Source organism: Citrobacter sp. Cf072 (assembly GCF_030334485.1).
Classification (GTDB): Bacteria; Pseudomonadota; Gammaproteobacteria; order Enterobacterales; family Enterobacteriaceae; genus Citrobacter; species Citrobacter freundii.
In genome coordinates this window covers 165,117-183,913 of sequence record NZ_JAOWDX010000038.1, presented here as the reverse complement: position 1 = coordinate 183,913, position 18,797 = coordinate 165,117, and the positions used below count along the sequence as shown (strand labels likewise).

Sequence of the window (18,797 nt, the reverse complement as noted above, 5' to 3'; positions counted from 1 at the left end):
CCGGATAGCGCAGATACGCTATCCGGGACGGTGCGGGAGAATCAAACTTCAGGCATCAAGCATTCCTGCTCAGCAAGGTTATTTTTAAACTGCTTACGATAATCGCTGGGCGTACACCCCACATGCCGCTGAAAAAGTTTGGCAAAATGATCGACGTTTTCATACCCTACCCGCCACGAAATTTCCGCCAACGAGGCCTCCGTATTGGTCAGGGAAAATTTCGCTTCTGTCATTCGCCGTTGAATAACATAATTGATGGGTGATATACGATACTCGCGGGTAAATTCATGGCAGATATAGCTCACGCTGGCGCGGAATTTTTTAGATAACTGTTCGAGAGTAATTTTTTCGCGGAAGTTGTTATTTAAATAGACCAATACATCTTTAATTAAGACATCTTTTTTAATATATCCCTGTTCAGAGCGGTAAGCATTTTTAAAGTTTTCGTAATATAACACGGTTAATGCATACGCGAATGCGTCATAAGCGGAAGACGTCAGGTTGTTCTTGCTCTGCGGGAGCATCACCCCCAGCTCATTAAAAATACTCTTAATAACCTCTTTACCCTGGCTGACGCTAATGACCGGACACGAGTGCATCTGCAATAGCTGATTGTCCTGCCAACTGTTAAACCGGAAACCGTAGAGTGCGCAGGTGTAAGTGGTAGCAGGTGCGCTGCTATCAGATGCAACCGCATGCAATCGCCCTTGCTCAATCACCACAATGTCCCCGGCATGCGCGACATACAGCGAAGAGTCGATGATTAATCTTGCAACCCCCTTTTTAACATAGATAAGCTCCGTTTCATTATCATGAACATGATGTCCGGACTCCCAGTTAGGATCATCGCTAATGACGAATCGGGAAAATCTCGGCGTTTTCCCCTGCTCAAAAAGGGTCTCAATGGCATTATCAAAGCAGCGTTGATACATGACAACCTCCACCTAAAGGCAGTAATTTTGTGAATAATGAATATCGAAAAGTGAAAACGATAATAACGTTATACAACGTTATTCCTTGCTGGCGAAACAAAATTATTTGCGTCGACTGCAAGATGATACCTCCTGCCTCATTGCGTTGTTTTCCACGTTTATTTTCGTTTGATAAAAAACGAAAAGAATAAATGTTATTAATTCAACATTAACAATTTACATATCAGAAACAAATTAAGCGTAAAAACGATAAAAAACATGATGCATTTCGCAATTATCCTTCCCTGGTTTGTTTGCTCTTTTTTCTCTTCAGTACACAAGGCCGAGCTCTCGTTTATAAAACAAGCATTCCCGCAGCACTTTTTTTTGCAAGATTGTTGGGAATGAAAACAGATTGCCCCGTCGAAAACTGTCCCCTCTCTGCCGCAAACTATTTTCAGTTAATTTTCCCTACTGTGGATGACTGGAGATGCCATGAAAATAATAACCTGCTTTAAGTTGGTGCCTGAAGAACAGGACATTGTTGTTACCCCACAGCATTCGCTTAACTTTGACCGGGCCGATGCCAAAATCAGCCAGTTTGATCTGAATGCGATTGAGGCCGCGGCGCAACTGAGTGCGGAGGGTGATGAAATCGTCGCTTTAACCGTGGGCGGATCGCTACTGCAAAATTCCAAAGTGCGTAAAGACGTGCTGTCACGTGGACCGGACAGTTTGTTCATGGTGCAGGATCCGCAATTGGAGCATTCATTGCCCCGCGACACCGCTCAAGCGCTGGCCTGCGCGGCCAAAAATATGAATTTCGACCTGATGCTGTTCGGAGAAGGATCGGGGGATATCTATGCCCAACAGGTTGGCTTACTGGTTGGCGAACTGTTGCAACTCCCGGTGATTAACGCCGTCAGCAACATCCAACGTAACGGCGACCGCATTGTGGTTGAGCGCGTGCTGGAAGACGAGGTTGAGGTGATTGACCTGCCGCTCCCCGCCGTACTCTGCGTAACCTCGGATATCAACACGCCGCGTATTCCCTCAATGAAAGCCATTCTCGGCGCGGGTAAAAAGCCCGTCACACCATGGCAAGCCAGCGATATTGGCTGGACGCCTGCGTCACCGTTAGCGGAACTGGTAAGCCTCACCGTACCGCCACAAACAGAACGTAAGCACATCATTCTGGAAAATGACTCGGCTGAAGCCATTGCCGAACTGGCTGAACACCTGAAAAAAGCCCTGAACTAAGCTCAACGGAGAGAAATTGTCATGAGTAAATTAGCTAACGTATGGGTGTTCAGCGATAACGTAGAACGCTACGCAGAATTAATGACCGGCGCGCGTCAGTGGGGTGAGCATGTCCATCTTATTGTACAAGGCAGCGAACAGGCTAATCAGGTTAAACCTCTGGGTGCCGATGAAATAATCGTGCTCGAAGCCCCCTCCGGTTTACAGCGTGTAGAAAATTACGCCGAAACCATCGCGGCGCTGATGCAAGAACACGCCGGAATGCTGTTGATGTCAGCCACAAAGCGCGCGAAATCACTTGGGGCACGGTTAAGCATCCAACTCAATGCCGCGATGGTGAACGACGCAATATCGGTGACTCTTGAGGATGGCACAGTGTTCGCAGAGCACCGAATGTATGGTGGGCTGGCATTCGGCAAAGAAAAAATCAAAAGCGCGCTGGCAATTATCACTCTTGCCCCTGGCCTGCTTGAACCCGTAGCAGAAAACGCCTCGTACAACTGCCCTGTTGTCCCAGCAGCTTACATCGCACCGCTTCATGAAATTATGTGCCAGGAACGTCGCGCTAAATCCGTGAGCAGCGTGGACCTCAGTAAAGCCAAACGTGTGGTTGGCGTGGGTCGCGGCCTGGTTGCGCAACACGATCTGGAGATGGTGCATCAGTTGGCATCGGTACTGGGGGCAGAAGTGGGCTGTTCACGCCCGATCGCCGAAGGCGAAAACTGGATGGAGCGCGAACGCTACATTGGCGTTTCTGGTGTGTTACTGAAGTCAGACCTTTATCTGACGTTGGGCATTTCAGGACAAATTCAGCATATGGTCGGTGGTAACGGCACGAAAGTCATTGTTGCTATCAACAAAGACAAGAAAGCCCCTATTTTCAATTATGCCGATTACGGCCTGGTAGGCGACATCTACAAAGTTGTTCCGGCCCTTATCGAACATCTCAGCCGCTAATCCCCCCATTTAACGCACATCTCCCGCTGCCCTTGCAGCGGGAAAGGAGCATAAAGCATGTCAGATGAAAAATTTGATGCCATTGTGGTCGGTGCTGGCGTGGCGGGTACGGTTGCAGGCTACGTTATGGCTCTGTCCGGACTGGACGTGCTGGTCATTGAGCGCGGAAACAGTGCAGGCAGTAAAAATATGACCGGCGGAAGACTCTACGCGCATAGCCTTGAGCGCATCATGCCAGGGTTCGCGCAGGAGGCGCCGCTCGAGCGTAAAGTCACCCGCGAAAAAATCTCCTTTCTGACCGAAGAAAGCGCCGTCACTCTCGATTTCCATCGTGAAAAAGCTGACGCACCAACGCAGGATTCGTATACCGTTTTGCGCAACAGACTTGACCCATGGCTAATGGAAAAAGCGGAACAAGCTGGCGTGCAGTTCATCCCCGGTGTGCGCGTCGATGCTCTGATCCGCGAAGGTAATAAGGTCACCGGAGTCCAGGCCGGTGACGATATCCTGGAAGCCAATATTGTCATCCTGGCCGATGGCGTCAACTCTATGCTGGGGCGGTCCCTGGGGATGGTTCCTCCCTCTTCTGCACATCACTATGCCGTTGGCGTAAAAGAGCTGATCGGCTTACCTCCAGCGGTCATTGCAGATCGCTTCAACCTTTCAGGTAATGAGGGCGCGGCCTGGCTGTTTGCAGGCTCACCGTCTGATGGATTGATGGGAGGAGGTTTTTTGTATACCAACCAGGACTCCATCTCTCTGGGGCTGGTGTGTGGTCTGGGGGATATTGCCCATGCCACAAAAAGTATTCCACAAATGCTGGAAGACTTTAAGCAACATCCAACTATTCGACCATTGATTGCCGGTGGTGAATTACTGGAATATTCCGCGCATATGGTGCCGGAAGGCGGTCTGGCAATGGTTCCAAAGCTGGTCGATGACGGTGTGATGATCGTCGGTGATGCCGCCGGTTTCTGTTTGAACCTGGGTTTCACGGTGCGAGGTATGGATTTGGCCATCGCTTCCGCAGAAGCCGCTGCCCAAACAGCCATTGCAGCAAAAGAACGACAGGATTTCTCTGCCAGCAGCCTGATGGCCTACAAACGCGCGCTTGAACAAGGCTGTGTGATGCGTGATTTACAACATTTTCGCAAGATCCCGGCGTTGATGGAAAACCCACGTCTGTTCACCCAGTATCCGCGTATGGTGGCCGACATCATGAGCGATATGTTCACCGTTGACGGACGTCCAAATCAACCGGTTCGCAAGATGATTATGTCCCATGCCAAACAAATCGGACTGATGAACTTACTGAAAGACGGTATCAAGGGGGCAACTGCACTATGAGTCAGGACAATACTGTTAACGTTGACGTCAAACTGGGCGTCAATAAATTCAATGTCGATGAAGGCCACCCGCACATCATCCTGGCCGAACATCCAGACCTTAATGAATTTCGCAAGCTGCTGAAAGCCTGCCCCGCCGGGCTGTATAAGCAGGACGAGAGTGGAAACATTCATTTTGATTCTGCTGGTTGCCTGGAGTGCGGAACGTGTCGAGTACTGTGCGGCGACACGATCCTCGACCAATGGGAATATCCGGTCGGAACATTTGGCATTGATTTTCGCTACGGCTAACGGATTTTGCCTGTAGTACACCGGTTCGGCCACGCCGGCCATCCGGTCAGATGTATGCCGAAATCATCCAGGGAATAACTTCATGAGTATCACACTAACGTTTAACGCCGAACGTCGCGAAGTCTGGCGGCAACAGGGTTTATGGGGAGATGCTTCGCTTGGCGATTACTGGAACCAAACTGCCAGAGCCATGCCAGATAAAATCGCGGTGGTTGATAACCATGGTGCTTCATACACCTATGCTGCACTCGATAGCGCGGCCAGCAGTCTGGCAACCTGGTTTTTAGCCTGCGGTATTCAACCTGGCGATCGCATTGCCTTCCAGCTACCGGGCTGGTGCGAGTTTACGATTATCTACCTGGCCTGCCTGAAAACCGGGGCCGTTTCCGTACCGCTGCTGCCAGCGTGGCGTGAAGCAGAGCTGGTATGGGTGCTGAATAAGTGCAAAGCGAAGATTTTTTTCGCACCGACGCTGTTTAAACAGACCCGACCGGTCGATCTGATCCTGCCCTTACAAAACCAGTTGCCACATCTGCAACAGATCGTTGCCGTGGATAAACTGGCTCCGGCAACGACCTCGCTAGCGCTCAGCCAACTGCTTTTAGCTCCGCCATTAACCCAAACGATTAATGTTCACGCCGATGAACTGGCGGTGGTGTTGTTTACCTCCGGTACCGAGGGAATGCCAAAAGGCGTAATGCTGACCCACAACAACATTCTTGCCAGCGAGCGCGCCTACTGTGCCCGCCTTAATCTCACCTGGCAGGATGTGTTTTTAATGCCAGCACCACTGGGACACGCTACCGGTTTTCTGCATGGCGTTACCGCACCGTTTTTAATCGGCGCACGCAGCGTATTGTTAGATATTTTCACCCCAGCCGCCTGTCTTGAACTGCTGGAACAACAACGCTGTACCTGTGTGCTCGGCGCAACGCCCTTCGTCTACGACATGTTGTGTAGCATGGACAAACGGCCAAGCGATCTCTCATCGCTACGCTTTTTCTTATGTGGGGGCACAACCATTCCACAGAAGATTGCCCGTGACTGCCAGCAGCTCGGCATAAAATTATTAAGCATTTATGGCTCGACAGAGAGTCCCCCGCATGCGCTGGTCAATCTCGATGATTCGCTTTCTCGCATGATGGATACCGACGGATATGCTGCTGCAGGCGTCGAAATTAAAGTCGTCGATGAAGCGCGCAATACGTTGCCTGTGGGTGTAGAAGGCGAAGAAGCCTCACGCGGTCCCAATGTGTTTATGGGCTATCTCGATGAACCCGAACTCACCGCCCGTGCGCTGGATCAAGACGGCTGGTATTACAGCGGCGACTTATGCCGAATGGACGATGCGGGGTACATCAAAATCACCGGACGGAAAAAAGATATCATTGTCCGCGGTGGAGAAAACATCAGCAGCCGCGAAGTTGAGGATATTTTATTGCAGCACCCCCGCATTCACGATGCCTGCGTTGTCGCGATGCCAGACGAACGCTTAGGTGAAAGGTCATGTGCTTATGTGGTGCTAAAGCCGCCGCATCATTCGCTGTCACTGGAGTCAGTGGTAGCCTTTTTTAGTCGCAAGCGGGTGGCAAAGTACAAATACCCTGAGCACATTGTGATCGTGGAGAAATTACCACGCACAGCGTCCGGTAAAGTACAAAAATACCAACTGCGTCAGGATATTATTCAGCGTTTGAGCGTGGAGAGTGTTGCAGGATAAAGTGCCGGATGGCGACGCTAGCGTATCTTATCCGGCCTACGTTGAATAGGCCGGATAAGGCATGATGTTACTTGTTCAGTTCAGCCAGACTTAGCCAGGTCTGTACGACAGTGTCCGGGTTCAGCGACAGGCTGTCGATCCCCTCTTCCATCAGCCAGGCCGCAAAGTCTTCATGGTCAGATGGGCCCTGACCGCAAATACCCACGTATTTGCCCTGTTTCTTGGCTGCACGAATCGCCATTGACAGCAGCGCTTTCACCGCGTCGTTACGCTCATCAAACAGTTCAGAAACCACACCAGAGTCACGATCCAGACCCAGCGCCAACTGCGTCATGTCGTTTGAGCCGATGGAGAAGCCGTCGAAGTACTCGAGGAACTGCTCGGCCAGCAAGGCGTTAGACGGGATCTCACACATCATGATGATCTTCAGTCCGTTCTCACCGCGTTTCAGCCCCTGGCGTGCCAGCTCTTCCACCACCGCTTTCGCCTGGGCAACGGTACGTACAAACGGTACCATCACTTCAACGTTAGTCAGGCCCATGTCGTTACGGACACGTTTTACTGCATCGCATTCCAGCGCGAAGCAGTCGCGGAAGCTATCGGCAACATAACGGCCCGCCCCACGGAAGCCCAGCATCGGGTTCTCTTCATGCGGTTCATAACGCTCACCGCCGACCAGGTTGGCATATTCGTTGGACTTAAAGTCAGACATACGCACGATGACGCGTTTAGGATAAAACGCCGCTCCCAGCGTCGCGATCCCTTCCGTCAGACGACCAACGTAGAATTCACGCGGAGAATCGAAACCTTTCATCATGGCGCGGATTTCATTTTGTAGCTCAGGCGTCTGGTCATCAAACTCCAGCAGTGCACGCGGGTGTACGCCAATCATACGGTTGATGATAAATTCCAGACGCGCCAGACCAACACCTTCGTTTGGCAGGCAGGCGAAGTCGAAAGCGCGGTCCGGGTTACCGACGTTCATCATCACCTTCAACGGCAGATCCGGCATGGTCTCCACGCTGGAACTCTTCACGCTAAAATCGAGCATGTCAGCGTAAACATAACCGGTGTCGCCTTCGGCACAAGAGACAGTAACCTTCTCACCATCTTTCATGCGCTCGGTCGCATCGCCACAGCCCACCACGGCAGGGATCCCCAGCTCACGGGCAATGATTGCCGCGTGACAGGTACGACCGCCACGGTTGGTGACAATCGCCGCTGCTTTCTTCATGATCGGTTCCCAGTCCGGGTCGGTCATGTCGGTAACCAGTACGTCGCCTGGTTCGATACGGTTCATTTCGCTGATGTCCTGGATGACTTTGACCGGACCCGCGCCAATGCGGTGACCGATAGCACGACCTTCAGCAATAATTTTACCCTGCGCATGCAGCGTATAACGCTCCATCACCTGGCCACGAGAACGCACGGTTTCCGGGCGCGCCTGCACAATGAACAGCTTGCCGGTATGACCGTCTTTCGCCCATTCGATATCCATCGGACGACCGTAGTGCTTCTCGATCTGCACCGCCTGCTTGGCCAGTTCCTGCACTTCTTCGTTAGTCAGGGAGAAAATGTCGCGTTGTTCCTGCGGCACATCTTCGATCGTTACCTGCTTACCGTGTTCCTGGGTCGGCGCGTAGATCATGCGGATTTTTTTCGAACCCATGGTGCGACGAACGATAGCCGGACGGTTAGCCGCCAGCGTCGGTTTATGCACGTAGAACTCATCCGGGTTAACAGCGCCCTGCACGACCATTTCGCCCAGGCCCCATGCAGACGTGATAAACACCACCTGGTCAAAACCGGATTCGGTATCGATGGAGAACATGACGCCTGAGGACGCGAGGTCAGAACGCACCATCCGTTGAACGCCAGCAGAGAGCGCTACGCCACGATGGTCATAACCCTGGTGGACACGATAAGAGATCGCACGGTCGTTAAACAGCGAGGCAAATACGTGTTTGATGGCAACCAGCACGGCATCAAATCCCTGGACGTTGAGGAAGGTTTCCTGCTGACCGGCAAATGACGCATCTGGCATATCTTCTGCGGTTGCGGAAGATCGCACAGCAAAAGAGGCATGGGCATCGTCCGCTGACAGCTGCGCGTAGGCATCGCGGACGGCATTTTCCAGCTCCGGCTGGAAAGGAGTGTCGATAATCCACTGGCGGATCTGCGCGCCGGCTTTTGCAAGCTCGGTGACATCGTCAATATCCGTTTTATCCAGCAGCTCATAAATGCGCTGGTTTACACCGCTCTGGTCCAGAAACTGGTTAAACGCGTCGGCGGTCGTTGCAAAACCATTCGGTACGGAAACACCCATACCTGAAAGGTTAGTAATCATTTCACCCAGGGAGGCATTTTTGCCCCCAACTCTGTCTACATCATTCATGCCGAGTTGGTTATACCAAAGCACCAGCGGTGACGAGCCATTGTTGGACATCGAACAATCCTTATATTTGAACGAGGTTAGGAAACTCAATTTTGCGTAATTATCTTTGCATATTTACTCCAGCGAAAAAAACGGTGAATCGTTCAAGCAACTTTATTTTTTATTTTTTCAGATTGTTTCCGCATTTGCGCAAACCCGCGAGCCACAGGGGATCTCCACAAAAACTACCGGTATAAACATTTGTTCCGAAAAATGAAATGTACTTTTCATTAATTATAAAAATACCGTTTCATTTTATAAAAAAGATGCAGCAATATTCGCTTCTGGCGAATTTTAATTTATGCTTTCAGAGAATTATGTCTGCCCAGGATGAGCAAAATGGATAATGCTGTTGATCGTCACGTATTTTATATTTCTGATGGTACGGCCATCACCGCCGAGGTCTTGGGTCACGCGGTGATGTCGCAATTCCCGGTCACGATCAGCAGCATTACGCTGCCGTTTGTGGAAAATGAGAGTCGTGCGCGCGCGGTTAAAGACCAGATTGACGCGATCTACCAACAAACTGGCGTGCGCCCTTTGGTGTTTTACTCCATCGTCCTGCCAGAAATTCGCTCAATCATTCTGCAAAGCGAGGGATTTTGTCAGGATATCGTGCAGGCATTGGTTGCTCCGCTGCAGCATGAGATGAAGCTCGACCCTACACCTATCGCCCATCGCACGCACGGTCTGAATCCCGGTAACCTCAACAAGTACGACGCGCGCATTGCCGCCATTGACTACACCCTCGCCCACGACGACGGTATTTCGTTGCGCAACCTCGATCAGGCCCAGGTGATCCTGCTTGGTGTTTCTCGTTGCGGCAAAACCCCGACCAGTTTGTATCTGGCCATGCAGTTTGGTATCCGCGCCGCCAACTACCCCTTTATTGCCGATGATATGGATAATTTGGTGCTGCCCGCCTCCCTGAAGCCGTTGCAGCATAAGCTGTTCGGTCTGACTATCGACCCTGAGCGCCTGGCGGCCATCCGCGAAGAGCGCCGTGAGAACAGCCGGTACGCTTCGCTGCGCCAATGCCGAATGGAAGTTGCTGAGGTAGAAGCGCTGTACCGGAAAAACCAGATCCCCTGGCTGAACAGTACCAATTATTCGGTAGAAGAGATTGCTACCAAGATCCTCGATATCATGGGACTGAATCGCCGCATGTACTAGAATGCTAGTGCGTTGGTTCGTTTTTTTGTTATTATGCTCGCCACCAGGCAGGATGAGTGTGATATTGTGATGTACATCACTTCCCGGTAGTCCTGCCGTTGAAGCAACAAATTTCTGAGACAAGTAATGAACAGAACCGATGAACTCCGTACTGCGCGTATTGACAACCTGGTCACTCCAGCAGAGCTTGCGCAACGGCATCCTGTTTCATCCTCCGTCGCCCGTCATGTTACGGACTCCCGACGTCGGATAGAAAAAATTTTAAATGGTGAAGATCCCCGTTTACTGGTGATCGTAGGTCCCTGCTCGATTCACGATCTTGATGCCGCGATGGAATACGCGACACGATTACAGGCGCTGCGCACAAAGCACCAGGCGCGTCTGGAAATCGTGATGCGTACCTATTTTGAAAAGCCACGCACCGTCGTGGGTTGGAAAGGCCTGATTTCCGACCCGGATTTGAACGGCAGTTATCGTGTAAACCACGGTATTGAACTGGCGCGAAAACTGCTGTTGCAGGTCAACGAACTGGGCGTCCCCACGGCGACTGAATTCCTCGACATGGTGACCGGCCAGTTTATTGCCGATTTAATCAGTTGGGGAGCTATTGGCGCGCGCACCACCGAAAGTCAGATCCATCGTGAAATGGCCTCCGCGCTCTCCTGCCCGGTCGGTTTTAAGAACGGAACGGATGGCAACACGCGCATCGCCGTCGATGCGATTCGCGCCTCCCGCGCCAGTCACATGTTCCTCTCGCCGGATAAAACCGGTCAGATGACCATTTATCAGACCAGCGGTAACCCTTACGGGCATATCATCATGCGTGGCGGTAAAAAGCCGAATTATTATGCTGAAGATATTGCCGCCGCCTGCGATACCCTGCACGAATTTTCCCTGCCTGAGCATCTGGTGGTCGATTTTAGCCACGGCAATTGCCAGAAGCAGCATCGTCGTCAGTTGGACGTTTGTGACGACGTGTGCCAGCAAATTCGTAACGGTTCGACGGCAATTGCCGGGATCATGGCGGAGAGTTTCCTGCGTGAAGGTACTCAAAAAATCGTTAGCGGCCAGCCGTTGGTTTACGGTCAGTCTATTACCGACCCGTGCCTGAACTGGGAAGATACTGAACTGTTGGTTGAAAAACTCGCCTCTGCGGTTGATAGCCGTTTTTAATGCTGTTCGCCGGGCAATATCACTTTGCCCGGTGCTAATCCTTTGTTTTTCCCCGATTGTTGTGCAAAAAACGTTCTCGTCACAATTATTTCACAAAAACGCTTGCCGCAAATTTGCAGTTTGATGATAATGATTATCATTGTTACATTGATTGTTATTTTTAAACACTATGTCACGTATGGATAACACAACGGCTACGCCTACAAAAGACACAACACCGCCTTCCGTCGCGCCAAACGAGCGACGAATTGACAGTAAAACCCTGCTGGGTAACGAAGGACGCGTGATCATAGAGCATGATGGTCAGCACTACCTGCTGCGCCAGACGCAAGCCGGAAAACTCATTCTGACTAAATAAACAACACATTTCGCCAGCCACCCAGGTCATACCCAGGCAGCCAGCGCTTTTCGATTTCCTAATGGAGAGTTGCTATGCCTTACCTGCACACCGCTTCCCTGCGCCCATCGCTGTTGGCGCTGGCGATTGTCAGTAACCTGCCCGCCGTAGCCTATGCGGCGGTCGAGGATATGACCGTCACCGCCACCGGCAATGCCCGTAGTGCCTTTGAAGCGCCGATGATGGTCAGCGTGATTGATGCCACCGCCCCGGAAAACCAGACCGCCAGTTCGGCAGCCGATCTGTTGCGGACGGTTCCGGGTCTAACCCTCGATGGAACGGGTCGTACCAACGGCCAGGACGTGAATCTGCGCGGCTACGATCGACGTGGCGTTCTGGTACTGGTTGACGGCGTTCGTCAGGGAACTGACACCGGACACCTGAACAGCACCTTCCTCGACCCGGCGCTTATCAAACGTATCGAAGTCGTGCGTGGCCCTTCCGCACTACTGTACGGTAGCGGCGCGCTGGGCGGCGTGATCGCCTATGACACTGCGGATGCCAAAGATCTGCTGGAAGCCGGACAAAACAGCGGTTACCGCGTGTTCGGTACTGCGGCAACTGGCGATCACAGCCTCGGTATGGGCGCCAGCGCATTTGGGCGCACCGATACGCTGGACGGACTGCTTGCATGGTCGAGTCGCGATCGCGGTGATTTGCGCCAAAGCGACGGTACTACAGCGCCAAACGATGAAGCGATCAACAATATGCTGGCGAAAGGTAGCTGGAAAATTGACAGCGCCCAGACGTTGGCCGGCTCGCTGCGATACTACAACAATGACGCCCGGGAACCTAAAAACCCGCAGACCAGTGCAGCTGATGCCAGCAACCCGATGACCAACCGTTCAACGATCCAGCGTGATGCGCAACTGACCTACTCGCTTGCTCCTGCGGACAATGACTGGCTGAACGCGGATGCCCGTATCTACTGGTCCGAAGCGCGCATTAATGCTCAGAACGCAGATAACACTGGCGAATTTCGCAAGCAAACCACCAAAGGCGGGAAGATCGACAACCGCAGCCGCCTGTTTACCGACTCTTTTGCATCTCACCTGCTGACCTACGGCGGTGAGTACTATCGCCAGGAACAACAACCGGGTGGTTCAACCACCGGTTTCCCGGAGGCAAAGATCGATTTCAGCTCCGGTTGGCTACAGGATGAAATCACCCTGCGCGACCTGCCGGTTACGCTGCTGGGCGGTACCCGTTATGACTCTTATCGCGGCAGCAGCGACGGCTATGAAGATGTTGATGCTGACAAATGGTCGTCCCGCGCCGGACTCACCGTTACGCCAGCCGACTGGCTGATGCTGTTCGGTTCATACGCTCAGGCCTTCCGTGCGCCAACCATGGGCGAGATGTATAACGATGCGAAACACTTCTCGATTGGTCGTTTCTACACTAACTACTGGGTGCCAAACCCTAACCTGCGCCCGGAAACCAACGAAACCCAGGAATACGGATTTGGCCTGCGCTTTGACGATCTGCTGATGGCGAGCGATGCGCTCGAATTTAAAGCCAGCTATTTCGACACCAAAGCAAAAGATTACATCTCCACCAGTGTTGACTTCGCCGCTGCGACAACCATGTCCTATAACGTTCCCAATGCCAAAATCTGGGGCTGGGACGTGATGGCGAAATATACCGCCGACCTGTTCAGTCTCGACATGGCCTATAACCGCACACGCGGCAAAGATACTGACACAGGTGAATACATTTCCAGCATTAACCCCGACACCGTCACCAGCAAACTGAATGTGCCGGTTGCGCACAGCGGTTTCTCCGTAGGCTGGATTGGGACATTTGCTGACCGTTCAACGCATATCAGCAGCACCTACGCTAAACAGCCTGGCTATGCAGTAAACGATTTTTACGTGAGCTATCAGGGCCAACAAGCACTGAAAGGCATGACCACCACGCTGGTACTGGGCAACGCCTTCGACAAAGAGTACTGGTCGCCGCAAGGCATTCCGCAGGATGGTCGTAATGGCAAAATTTTCGTGAGTTATCAGTGGTAATCACTTTTCCCCGGTTCGCCGGGGCCGCAATCTGGAAGGAAGAGACAATGAATCATTACACACGCTGGCTGGAACTGAAGAAAGAAAATCCCGGCAAATACGCACGCGACATTGCAGGGTTGATGAATATTAGTGAAGCCGAACTGACCTTTGCGCGCGTCGGCCATGACGCCTGGCGCTTACGTGGCGAAGTCCGCGAAATCCTCGGCGCACTGGAAGCCGTAGGTGAAACCAAATGCATTTGCCGCAACGAATATGCGGTGCATGAACAGGTTGGCACTTTTACCAATCAGCACCTGAACGGCCATGCCGGGCTGGTTCTTAATCCGCGTGCCCTCGACCTGCGCCTGTTCCTCAATCAGTGGGCAAGCGCTTTTCATATCAGTGAGACCACCGCCCACGGCGAGCGTCAGAGCATTCAATTCTTTGACCATCAGGGAGACGCACTGCTGAAGGTCTATACCACACAAAATACCCTCGTTGAGGAATGGGCGGCGTTGCTGACCCGTTTCATCTTTGCAGAAAACCCGCCGCTGGTGCAGCAACCCGTCAACAATTCTGTGCCTGCCGCCGTCACTGTCGACGCACATACCGTTGATCAAGAGTGGCGAGCCATGACCGATGTCCATCAGTTCTTCGGTCTGCTGAAACGCCACGATCTCACCCGTCAACAGGCGTTTAATCTGGTTGGCGACGATCTGGCCTGTAAGGTTTCTAATAGCGCACTGGCGCAATTACTCGACACCGCGCGTCAGGATGGCAACGAAATTATGTTTTTTGTGGGTAATCGCGGCTGTGTACAGATATTTACCGGAGTAATAGAAAAACTGGTGCCGATGAAAGGCTGGCTGAACATCTTCAACCCAACCTTTACCCTGCATCTACTGGAAGAGAGCGTGGCGGAAACGTGGGTGACGCGTAAACCGACCGCCGATGGTCACGTCACCAGTCTGGAGCTGTTTGCTGCCGACGGCACGCAAATCGCCCAGCTGTATGGTCAACGTACGGAAGGCGAGCCGGAGCAGACACAATGGCGCGCACAGATTGACGCACTGACGCCGAAAGGACTGGCCGCATGAAAAAACTGCTGGCCCTGATCGCGCTGCTGCCCTTCGCGGCGCTGGCTGCGCCCGAGGAACGGGTTGTTGCGCTCGGTGGCGATGTCACCGAGATTGTCTACGCACTGGGAGCACAACCCTCCCTTGTGGCGAGAGACAGCACCAGCCAGTGGCCTGTTGCGGCAACCGCGTTACCTGATGTTGGTTATTTGCGCCAGCTCAACGCCGAAGGGATCCTGGCTACCCGCCCTACGCTGGTCCTCGCCAGCGCGCAGGCACAGCCCTCTTTAGCGCTAAAACAGCTTGAGCAGAGCAACGTCAGGGTTGTCACGATCCCAGCAAGCAACGATCTTAACGCGATTGATGAAAAAGTTCGGGTTATCGCTGAGGCTACTCATCGGGAGGCCGACGGCGAAACTCTGCGCGCAACGTTACGTCAGGAACTGGCGACGCTCCCGTCGTCTGAACTTAATAAACGTGTGCTGTTTATTCTCAATCATGGCGGGATGACCGCAATGGCGGCGGGCCAGCAAACCGGAGCCGATGCGGCGATTCGTGCCGCAGGGCTACGCAACGCCATGCAAGGCGTTAATCGCTATCAGCCGCTGTCACAAGAAGGCGTCATTGCAAGCCAGCCCGATCTGGTGGTGATTTCGCAGGACGGCGTTAAGGCGATGGGTGGCGAAGATAACCTGTGGGCGCTACCGGGACTTGCACAAACACCTGCCGGAAGGAATAAACAGGTATTGCAGGTTGACGATATGGCGCTGTTGGGCTTCAGCGTTCGCACGCCACAGGCTATTTTGCAGCTTCGTGCTAAAGCGGAGCAATTGCCCTGATGTCCCGGCGGATCACCTGTTCGTTGTGGATGTTGGCATTGATGCTGGTTGCAATGACGGTTCTGGCTACCGGTTTTGGCGCGTTGCGCCTGCCGGTAAGTCTGCTCTGGCGTGATGGCGATGAGGCACTGCGTCAAATCTGGATCACGATTCGCCTTCCCCGCGTCCTGCTGGCGCTGGTGATTGGCGGTTCTCTGGCGCTCGCTGGCTGCGTGATGCAGGGACTGTTTCGCAATCCGCTTGCAGACCCTGGATTACTGGGAATAAGCAGCGGCGCCGCCTGCGCTGTGGCCCTGTGGGTGGTGCTGCCTGTCTCTTTGCCCGCGCTGATGATGTTGTATGCTCCAATGCTGGCCGCTTTTTTCGGCGCGCTAGCGGCAACCGTAGTGATTTTTATCCTCAGCCAACAGCGCGACGGTTCGCTCTCCCGCCTGCTGCTGGTCGGCATTGCCATCAACGCGCTCTGCGGGGCGGCGGTTGGCGTACTGTCGTGGGTCAGTAATGATGCGCAACTGCGCCAGCTGTCGCTATGGGGAATGGGAAGTCTGGGGGCTGCACAGTGGTCCACGCTGTTGGCTGTCACTTCACTGACAATCCCGACAGTGCTGATCATCTGGCGACTTGCTCCGGCGCTGAATCTTCTGCAACTGGGTGAGGAAGAGGCGCATTATCTCGGCGTTGATGTACGTACAATCCAGCGTATTTTGCTGCTTTGTAGCGCATTACTGGTTGCCTCAGCCGTGGCGGTAAGCGGGGTGATTGGCTTTATCGGGTTGGTAATCCCACATTTAATACGTATGTGGCTCGGCTCAGACCATCGGGCCGTTATTCCGGGTTCCGTGCTGGCGGGCGCGTTTTTATTGCTGATTGCCGACACCCTGGCCCGTACTGCGGTTGCGCCTGCGGAGATGCCGGTCGGTCTGTTGACCAGTCTTCTCGGCGCACCGTGGTTTTTATGGCTTATTTTTCGTCAGCGAGGAGCGCATGGCTGAACATTTCATCGCTGAAGGGCTTCACTATCACGTAGCTGGCAGAGCGGTGATTGACGACGTATCGCTCGCCCTTACAAAAGGTGAACTGGTTGCGCTCATCGGCCCAAACGGTGCGGGGAAATCCACCCTGCTGCGCCTGCTGACCGGTTTTCTCAAACCAGCAACCGGGCGTTGCGTGCTGGCGGGCAAACCGCTGCATGAATGGTCTACCCAGACCCTGTCGCGGCATCGGGCAGTGATGCGCCAGCAAACACAGTTGGGATTCGACTGGCCGGTAGAGGCCGTCATCGCGATGGGCCGCGCGCCGTGGACCCAACAGCAGGAGCCCCGGCTTATCGCTCAGGTGATGGAAATGACCGGATGCACACCTTTGGCGGGTCGGCAATACGCCGCGCTTTCCGGCGGCGAGCAACAGCGAGTACAGTTAGCCCGTGCGCTGGCACAACTCTGGTGCGACGGTGCGCCTCGTGGTTGGTTATTCCTTGATGAACCGACCTCCGCGCTGGATCTTTACCACCAGCAGCATCTGTTGCGCATGCTAAAAACGCTTACCTCTTCGGGAGAGCTGCATGTGTGCATTGTGCTTCACGATCTGAACCTCGCCGCACTGTGGGCAGACAGAATAGTGCTGCTGCACAACGGCAGGCTGGTATCGCAGGGAACACCGGAAACTGTGTTACAGGCCGATGACTTGAAGCGCTGGTACGGTGCTCAGGTACACGTTGGCCAGCATCCGGCCAACGCCTCCCCGCAGGTATTTCTGGCCCCTTAGCTTGAACAACTCACTTCCAGCCGTTTTCCCCAGTCAGGTGGACGGCTGACATAGTCATCATCACGATCGGCAAACGGGGTACGCAACGCCTGGTGCAACCGATGCAGCTCGGCGTAATCCCCCTGCTCTGCCTGACTAATCGCCCGTTGCGCCAGCCAGTTACGTAATACCATCGCCGGGTTAGCCGCCTTCATCTGTGTTTGTCTGGCAGCATCGGCAATATTGTCTTGCTGAAGGCGCGAGCGATACCGCGTGAACCAGTCGTCAAACGCTGCGCGGTCGATAAACTCATCGCGCAACGGAGATTGCGCACTGTGTTGTTCCGTTTGGCTGAGCATGCGAAACGTTCGCGTATAGTCGCTTCTTTCCCGCGACATCAGACTAAACAGCTCGCTAAGCAGTTCGTTATCGTCTTTCTGCTCGCTAAAGAAGCCGAGCTTTTGCCGCATCCGCTGACCGTAGCGAGTTAACAGCGCCAGCTGGTAACTGTCCAGCGCATCATTGAGCGCCTCGACCGGGATAAACGGCGACAGGGTTTGCGCCAGACGTTGCAGGTTCCACAACGCGGCGGCCGGCTGATTATCGAAACTGTATCGCCCCTGGTTGTCAGAGTGGTTACAGATATAATCGGGCACGTAATCATCAAGAAAACCGAATGGACCGTAATCCATCGTCAGACCCAGAATCGACATGTTGTCCGTATTCATAACACCATGCGCAAACCCTACCGCCTGCCAGTCAGCGATTAACGTCGCAGTACGCGTGACAACATCGTTAAACCACAGCTGATATTTATCGGCGTCTTCCTGCCATTGCGGCCAGTAATGGCGAATCGCAAAGTCAGCCAACTGGCGCACTTTTTCCGGCTCCCGGCGATAGTAAAAATGCTCAAAATGGCCAAACCGCATATGGCTTTGCGCCACGCGGATAAGCATCGCTCCCGCTTCGACCGTTTCGCGATACACCGGCGTGTCGCTGGTGACAATCGACAATGCCCGCGTGGTCGGTATTCCCAGGTAGTGCATCGCTTCGCTAGCAAGGCTTTCGCGAATGGTCGAGCGCAGCACGGCGCGCCCATCACCCATGCGGGAATACGGCGTGAGTCCGGCGCCTTTCAGGTGCCAGTCAAACGTTGAACCATCCGCGAGCTGTTGTTCGCCCAGCAGGATCCCACGTCCGTCGCCAAGCTGACCTGCCCAGACGCCGAACTGATGTCCACTATAAACCTGGGCTAAAGGCGACATCCCGGGAAGCAGCGATTCGCCTCCCCAAACGCCCGCACCAGTTGAAATATCAAATAGCGCCGCAGGAATAGCTAATTGCTCCGCCAGCGCATCGTTATGCCAGATAAGGCGCGCATTTTTCAAAGGGGTGGGTGAAAGCGCGGTATAAGTTGCTGGTAGTTCATCACGCCAGCGAGTGGTAAAAGACAGGGTCATAGGGCCTCCTGCCTCTA

16 protein-coding genes are annotated in these 18,797 nt (G+C 53.5%); 13 read left to right on the top strand and 3 right to left on the bottom strand.

Features of this window, described 5'->3' with window-relative positions; translation table 11 throughout:
* Window positions 1-41: 41 nt before the first annotated feature.
* Window positions 42-932 carry an AraC family transcriptional regulator gene (locus OGX66_RS06815; RefSeq protein ID WP_003836612.1) on the bottom strand — a complete coding sequence of 297 codons (891 nt, stop codon included), beginning with the start codon at window positions 930-932 and terminating at the stop codon, window positions 42-44.
* A gap of 474 nt (window positions 933-1,406) precedes the next feature.
* On the opposite strand from OGX66_RS06815, the gene OGX66_RS06810 reads away from it, so the two are divergent.
* From OGX66_RS06810 to fadK, 5 genes are all read left to right on the top strand, one after another.
* Entirely contained in the window at window positions 1,407-2,171 is a 765-nt protein-coding gene (locus tag OGX66_RS06810) for an electron transfer flavoprotein (RefSeq protein WP_032935920.1), read from the top strand.
* 21 nt (window positions 2,172-2,192) lie between these two features.
* On the top strand, window positions 2,193-3,128 hold the full coding sequence (locus tag OGX66_RS06805) for an electron transfer flavoprotein subunit alpha (protein WP_103798293.1): 936 nt from the start codon (window positions 2,193-2,195) through the stop codon (window positions 3,126-3,128).
* A 57-nt stretch (window positions 3,129-3,185) separates the two neighbouring features.
* Window positions 3,186-4,475 (top strand): FAD-dependent oxidoreductase, encoded by a 1,290-nt coding sequence (locus OGX66_RS06800; RefSeq protein WP_048233611.1) that lies wholly within the window; start codon window positions 3,186-3,188, stop codon window positions 4,473-4,475.
* Window positions 4,472-4,765, top strand: a complete 294-nt coding sequence (locus tag OGX66_RS06795; RefSeq protein WP_003836621.1) for a ferredoxin family protein — start codon at window positions 4,472-4,474, stop codon at window positions 4,763-4,765. Before OGX66_RS06800 ends, OGX66_RS06795 begins: the two co-directional genes overlap by 4 nt.
* Before the next feature lie 82 nt (window positions 4,766-4,847).
* Window positions 4,848-6,485, top strand: coding sequence for a medium-chain fatty-acid--CoA ligase (gene fadK / locus OGX66_RS06790; protein WP_088902389.1), 1,638 nt, complete (start codon window positions 4,848-4,850; stop codon window positions 6,483-6,485).
* A 67-nt stretch (window positions 6,486-6,552) separates the two neighbouring features.
* On the opposite strand, the gene ppsA is transcribed toward fadK, so the two are convergent.
* Window positions 6,553-8,931, bottom strand: a complete 2,379-nt coding sequence (ppsA, locus tag OGX66_RS06785; protein ID WP_003030548.1) for a phosphoenolpyruvate synthase — start codon at window positions 8,929-8,931, stop codon at window positions 6,553-6,555.
* A gap of 327 nt (window positions 8,932-9,258) precedes the next feature.
* On the opposite strand from ppsA, the gene ppsR reads away from it, so the two are divergent.
* The 8 genes from ppsR (at window position 9,259) to OGX66_RS06745 (ending at window position 17,341) form a co-directional block, all read left to right on the top strand.
* The gene (gene ppsR / locus OGX66_RS06780; RefSeq protein ID WP_003030553.1) at window positions 9,259-10,092 is read left to right on the top strand and encodes a posphoenolpyruvate synthetase regulatory kinase/phosphorylase PpsR; all 834 of its coding nucleotides are present in this window, start codon (window positions 9,259-9,261) and stop codon (window positions 10,090-10,092) included.
* A gap of 126 nt (window positions 10,093-10,218) precedes the next feature.
* Window positions 10,219-11,265 (top strand): 3-deoxy-7-phosphoheptulonate synthase AroH, encoded by a 1,047-nt coding sequence (aroH, locus tag OGX66_RS06775; protein ID WP_003030555.1) that lies wholly within the window; start codon window positions 10,219-10,221, stop codon window positions 11,263-11,265.
* A 169-nt stretch (window positions 11,266-11,434) separates the two neighbouring features.
* Window positions 11,435-11,623, top strand: coding sequence for a hemin uptake protein HemP (hemP, locus tag OGX66_RS06770; RefSeq protein ID WP_003030556.1), 189 nt, complete (start codon window positions 11,435-11,437; stop codon window positions 11,621-11,623).
* Window positions 11,624-11,697: 74 nt separating this feature from the next.
* Entirely contained in the window at window positions 11,698-13,680 is a 1,983-nt protein-coding gene (locus OGX66_RS06765) for a TonB-dependent hemoglobin/transferrin/lactoferrin family receptor (RefSeq protein ID WP_003030557.1), read from the top strand.
* A 47-nt stretch (window positions 13,681-13,727) separates the two neighbouring features.
* Window positions 13,728-14,759 (top strand): hematinate-forming heme oxygenase ChuS, encoded by a 1,032-nt coding sequence (gene chuS / locus OGX66_RS06760; RefSeq protein ID WP_061550016.1) that lies wholly within the window; start codon window positions 13,728-13,730, stop codon window positions 14,757-14,759.
* On the top strand, window positions 14,756-15,577 hold the full coding sequence (locus OGX66_RS06755) for a heme/hemin ABC transporter substrate-binding protein (RefSeq protein ID WP_003843463.1): 822 nt from the start codon (window positions 14,756-14,758) through the stop codon (window positions 15,575-15,577). Before chuS ends, OGX66_RS06755 begins: the two co-directional genes overlap by 4 nt.
* Window positions 15,577-16,569 carry a FecCD family ABC transporter permease gene (locus OGX66_RS06750; protein WP_061550014.1) on the top strand — a complete coding sequence of 331 codons (993 nt, stop codon included), beginning with the start codon at window positions 15,577-15,579 and terminating at the stop codon, window positions 16,567-16,569. Before OGX66_RS06755 ends, OGX66_RS06750 begins: the two co-directional genes overlap by 1 nt.
* Window positions 16,562-17,341 carry a heme ABC transporter ATP-binding protein gene (locus OGX66_RS06745; RefSeq protein ID WP_003836641.1) on the top strand — a complete coding sequence of 260 codons (780 nt, stop codon included), beginning with the start codon at window positions 16,562-16,564 and terminating at the stop codon, window positions 17,339-17,341. Before OGX66_RS06750 ends, OGX66_RS06745 begins: the two co-directional genes overlap by 8 nt.
* Here OGX66_RS06745 and selO read toward each other — a convergent pair.
* Complete coding sequence (gene selO / locus OGX66_RS06740) at window positions 17,338-18,780, bottom strand: protein adenylyltransferase SelO (RefSeq protein ID WP_016150131.1); 1,443 nt, start codon at window positions 18,778-18,780, stop codon at window positions 17,338-17,340. The two genes, OGX66_RS06745 and selO, sit on opposite strands and share 4 nt — an antisense overlap.
* Window positions 18,781-18,797 lie beyond the last annotated feature (17 nt).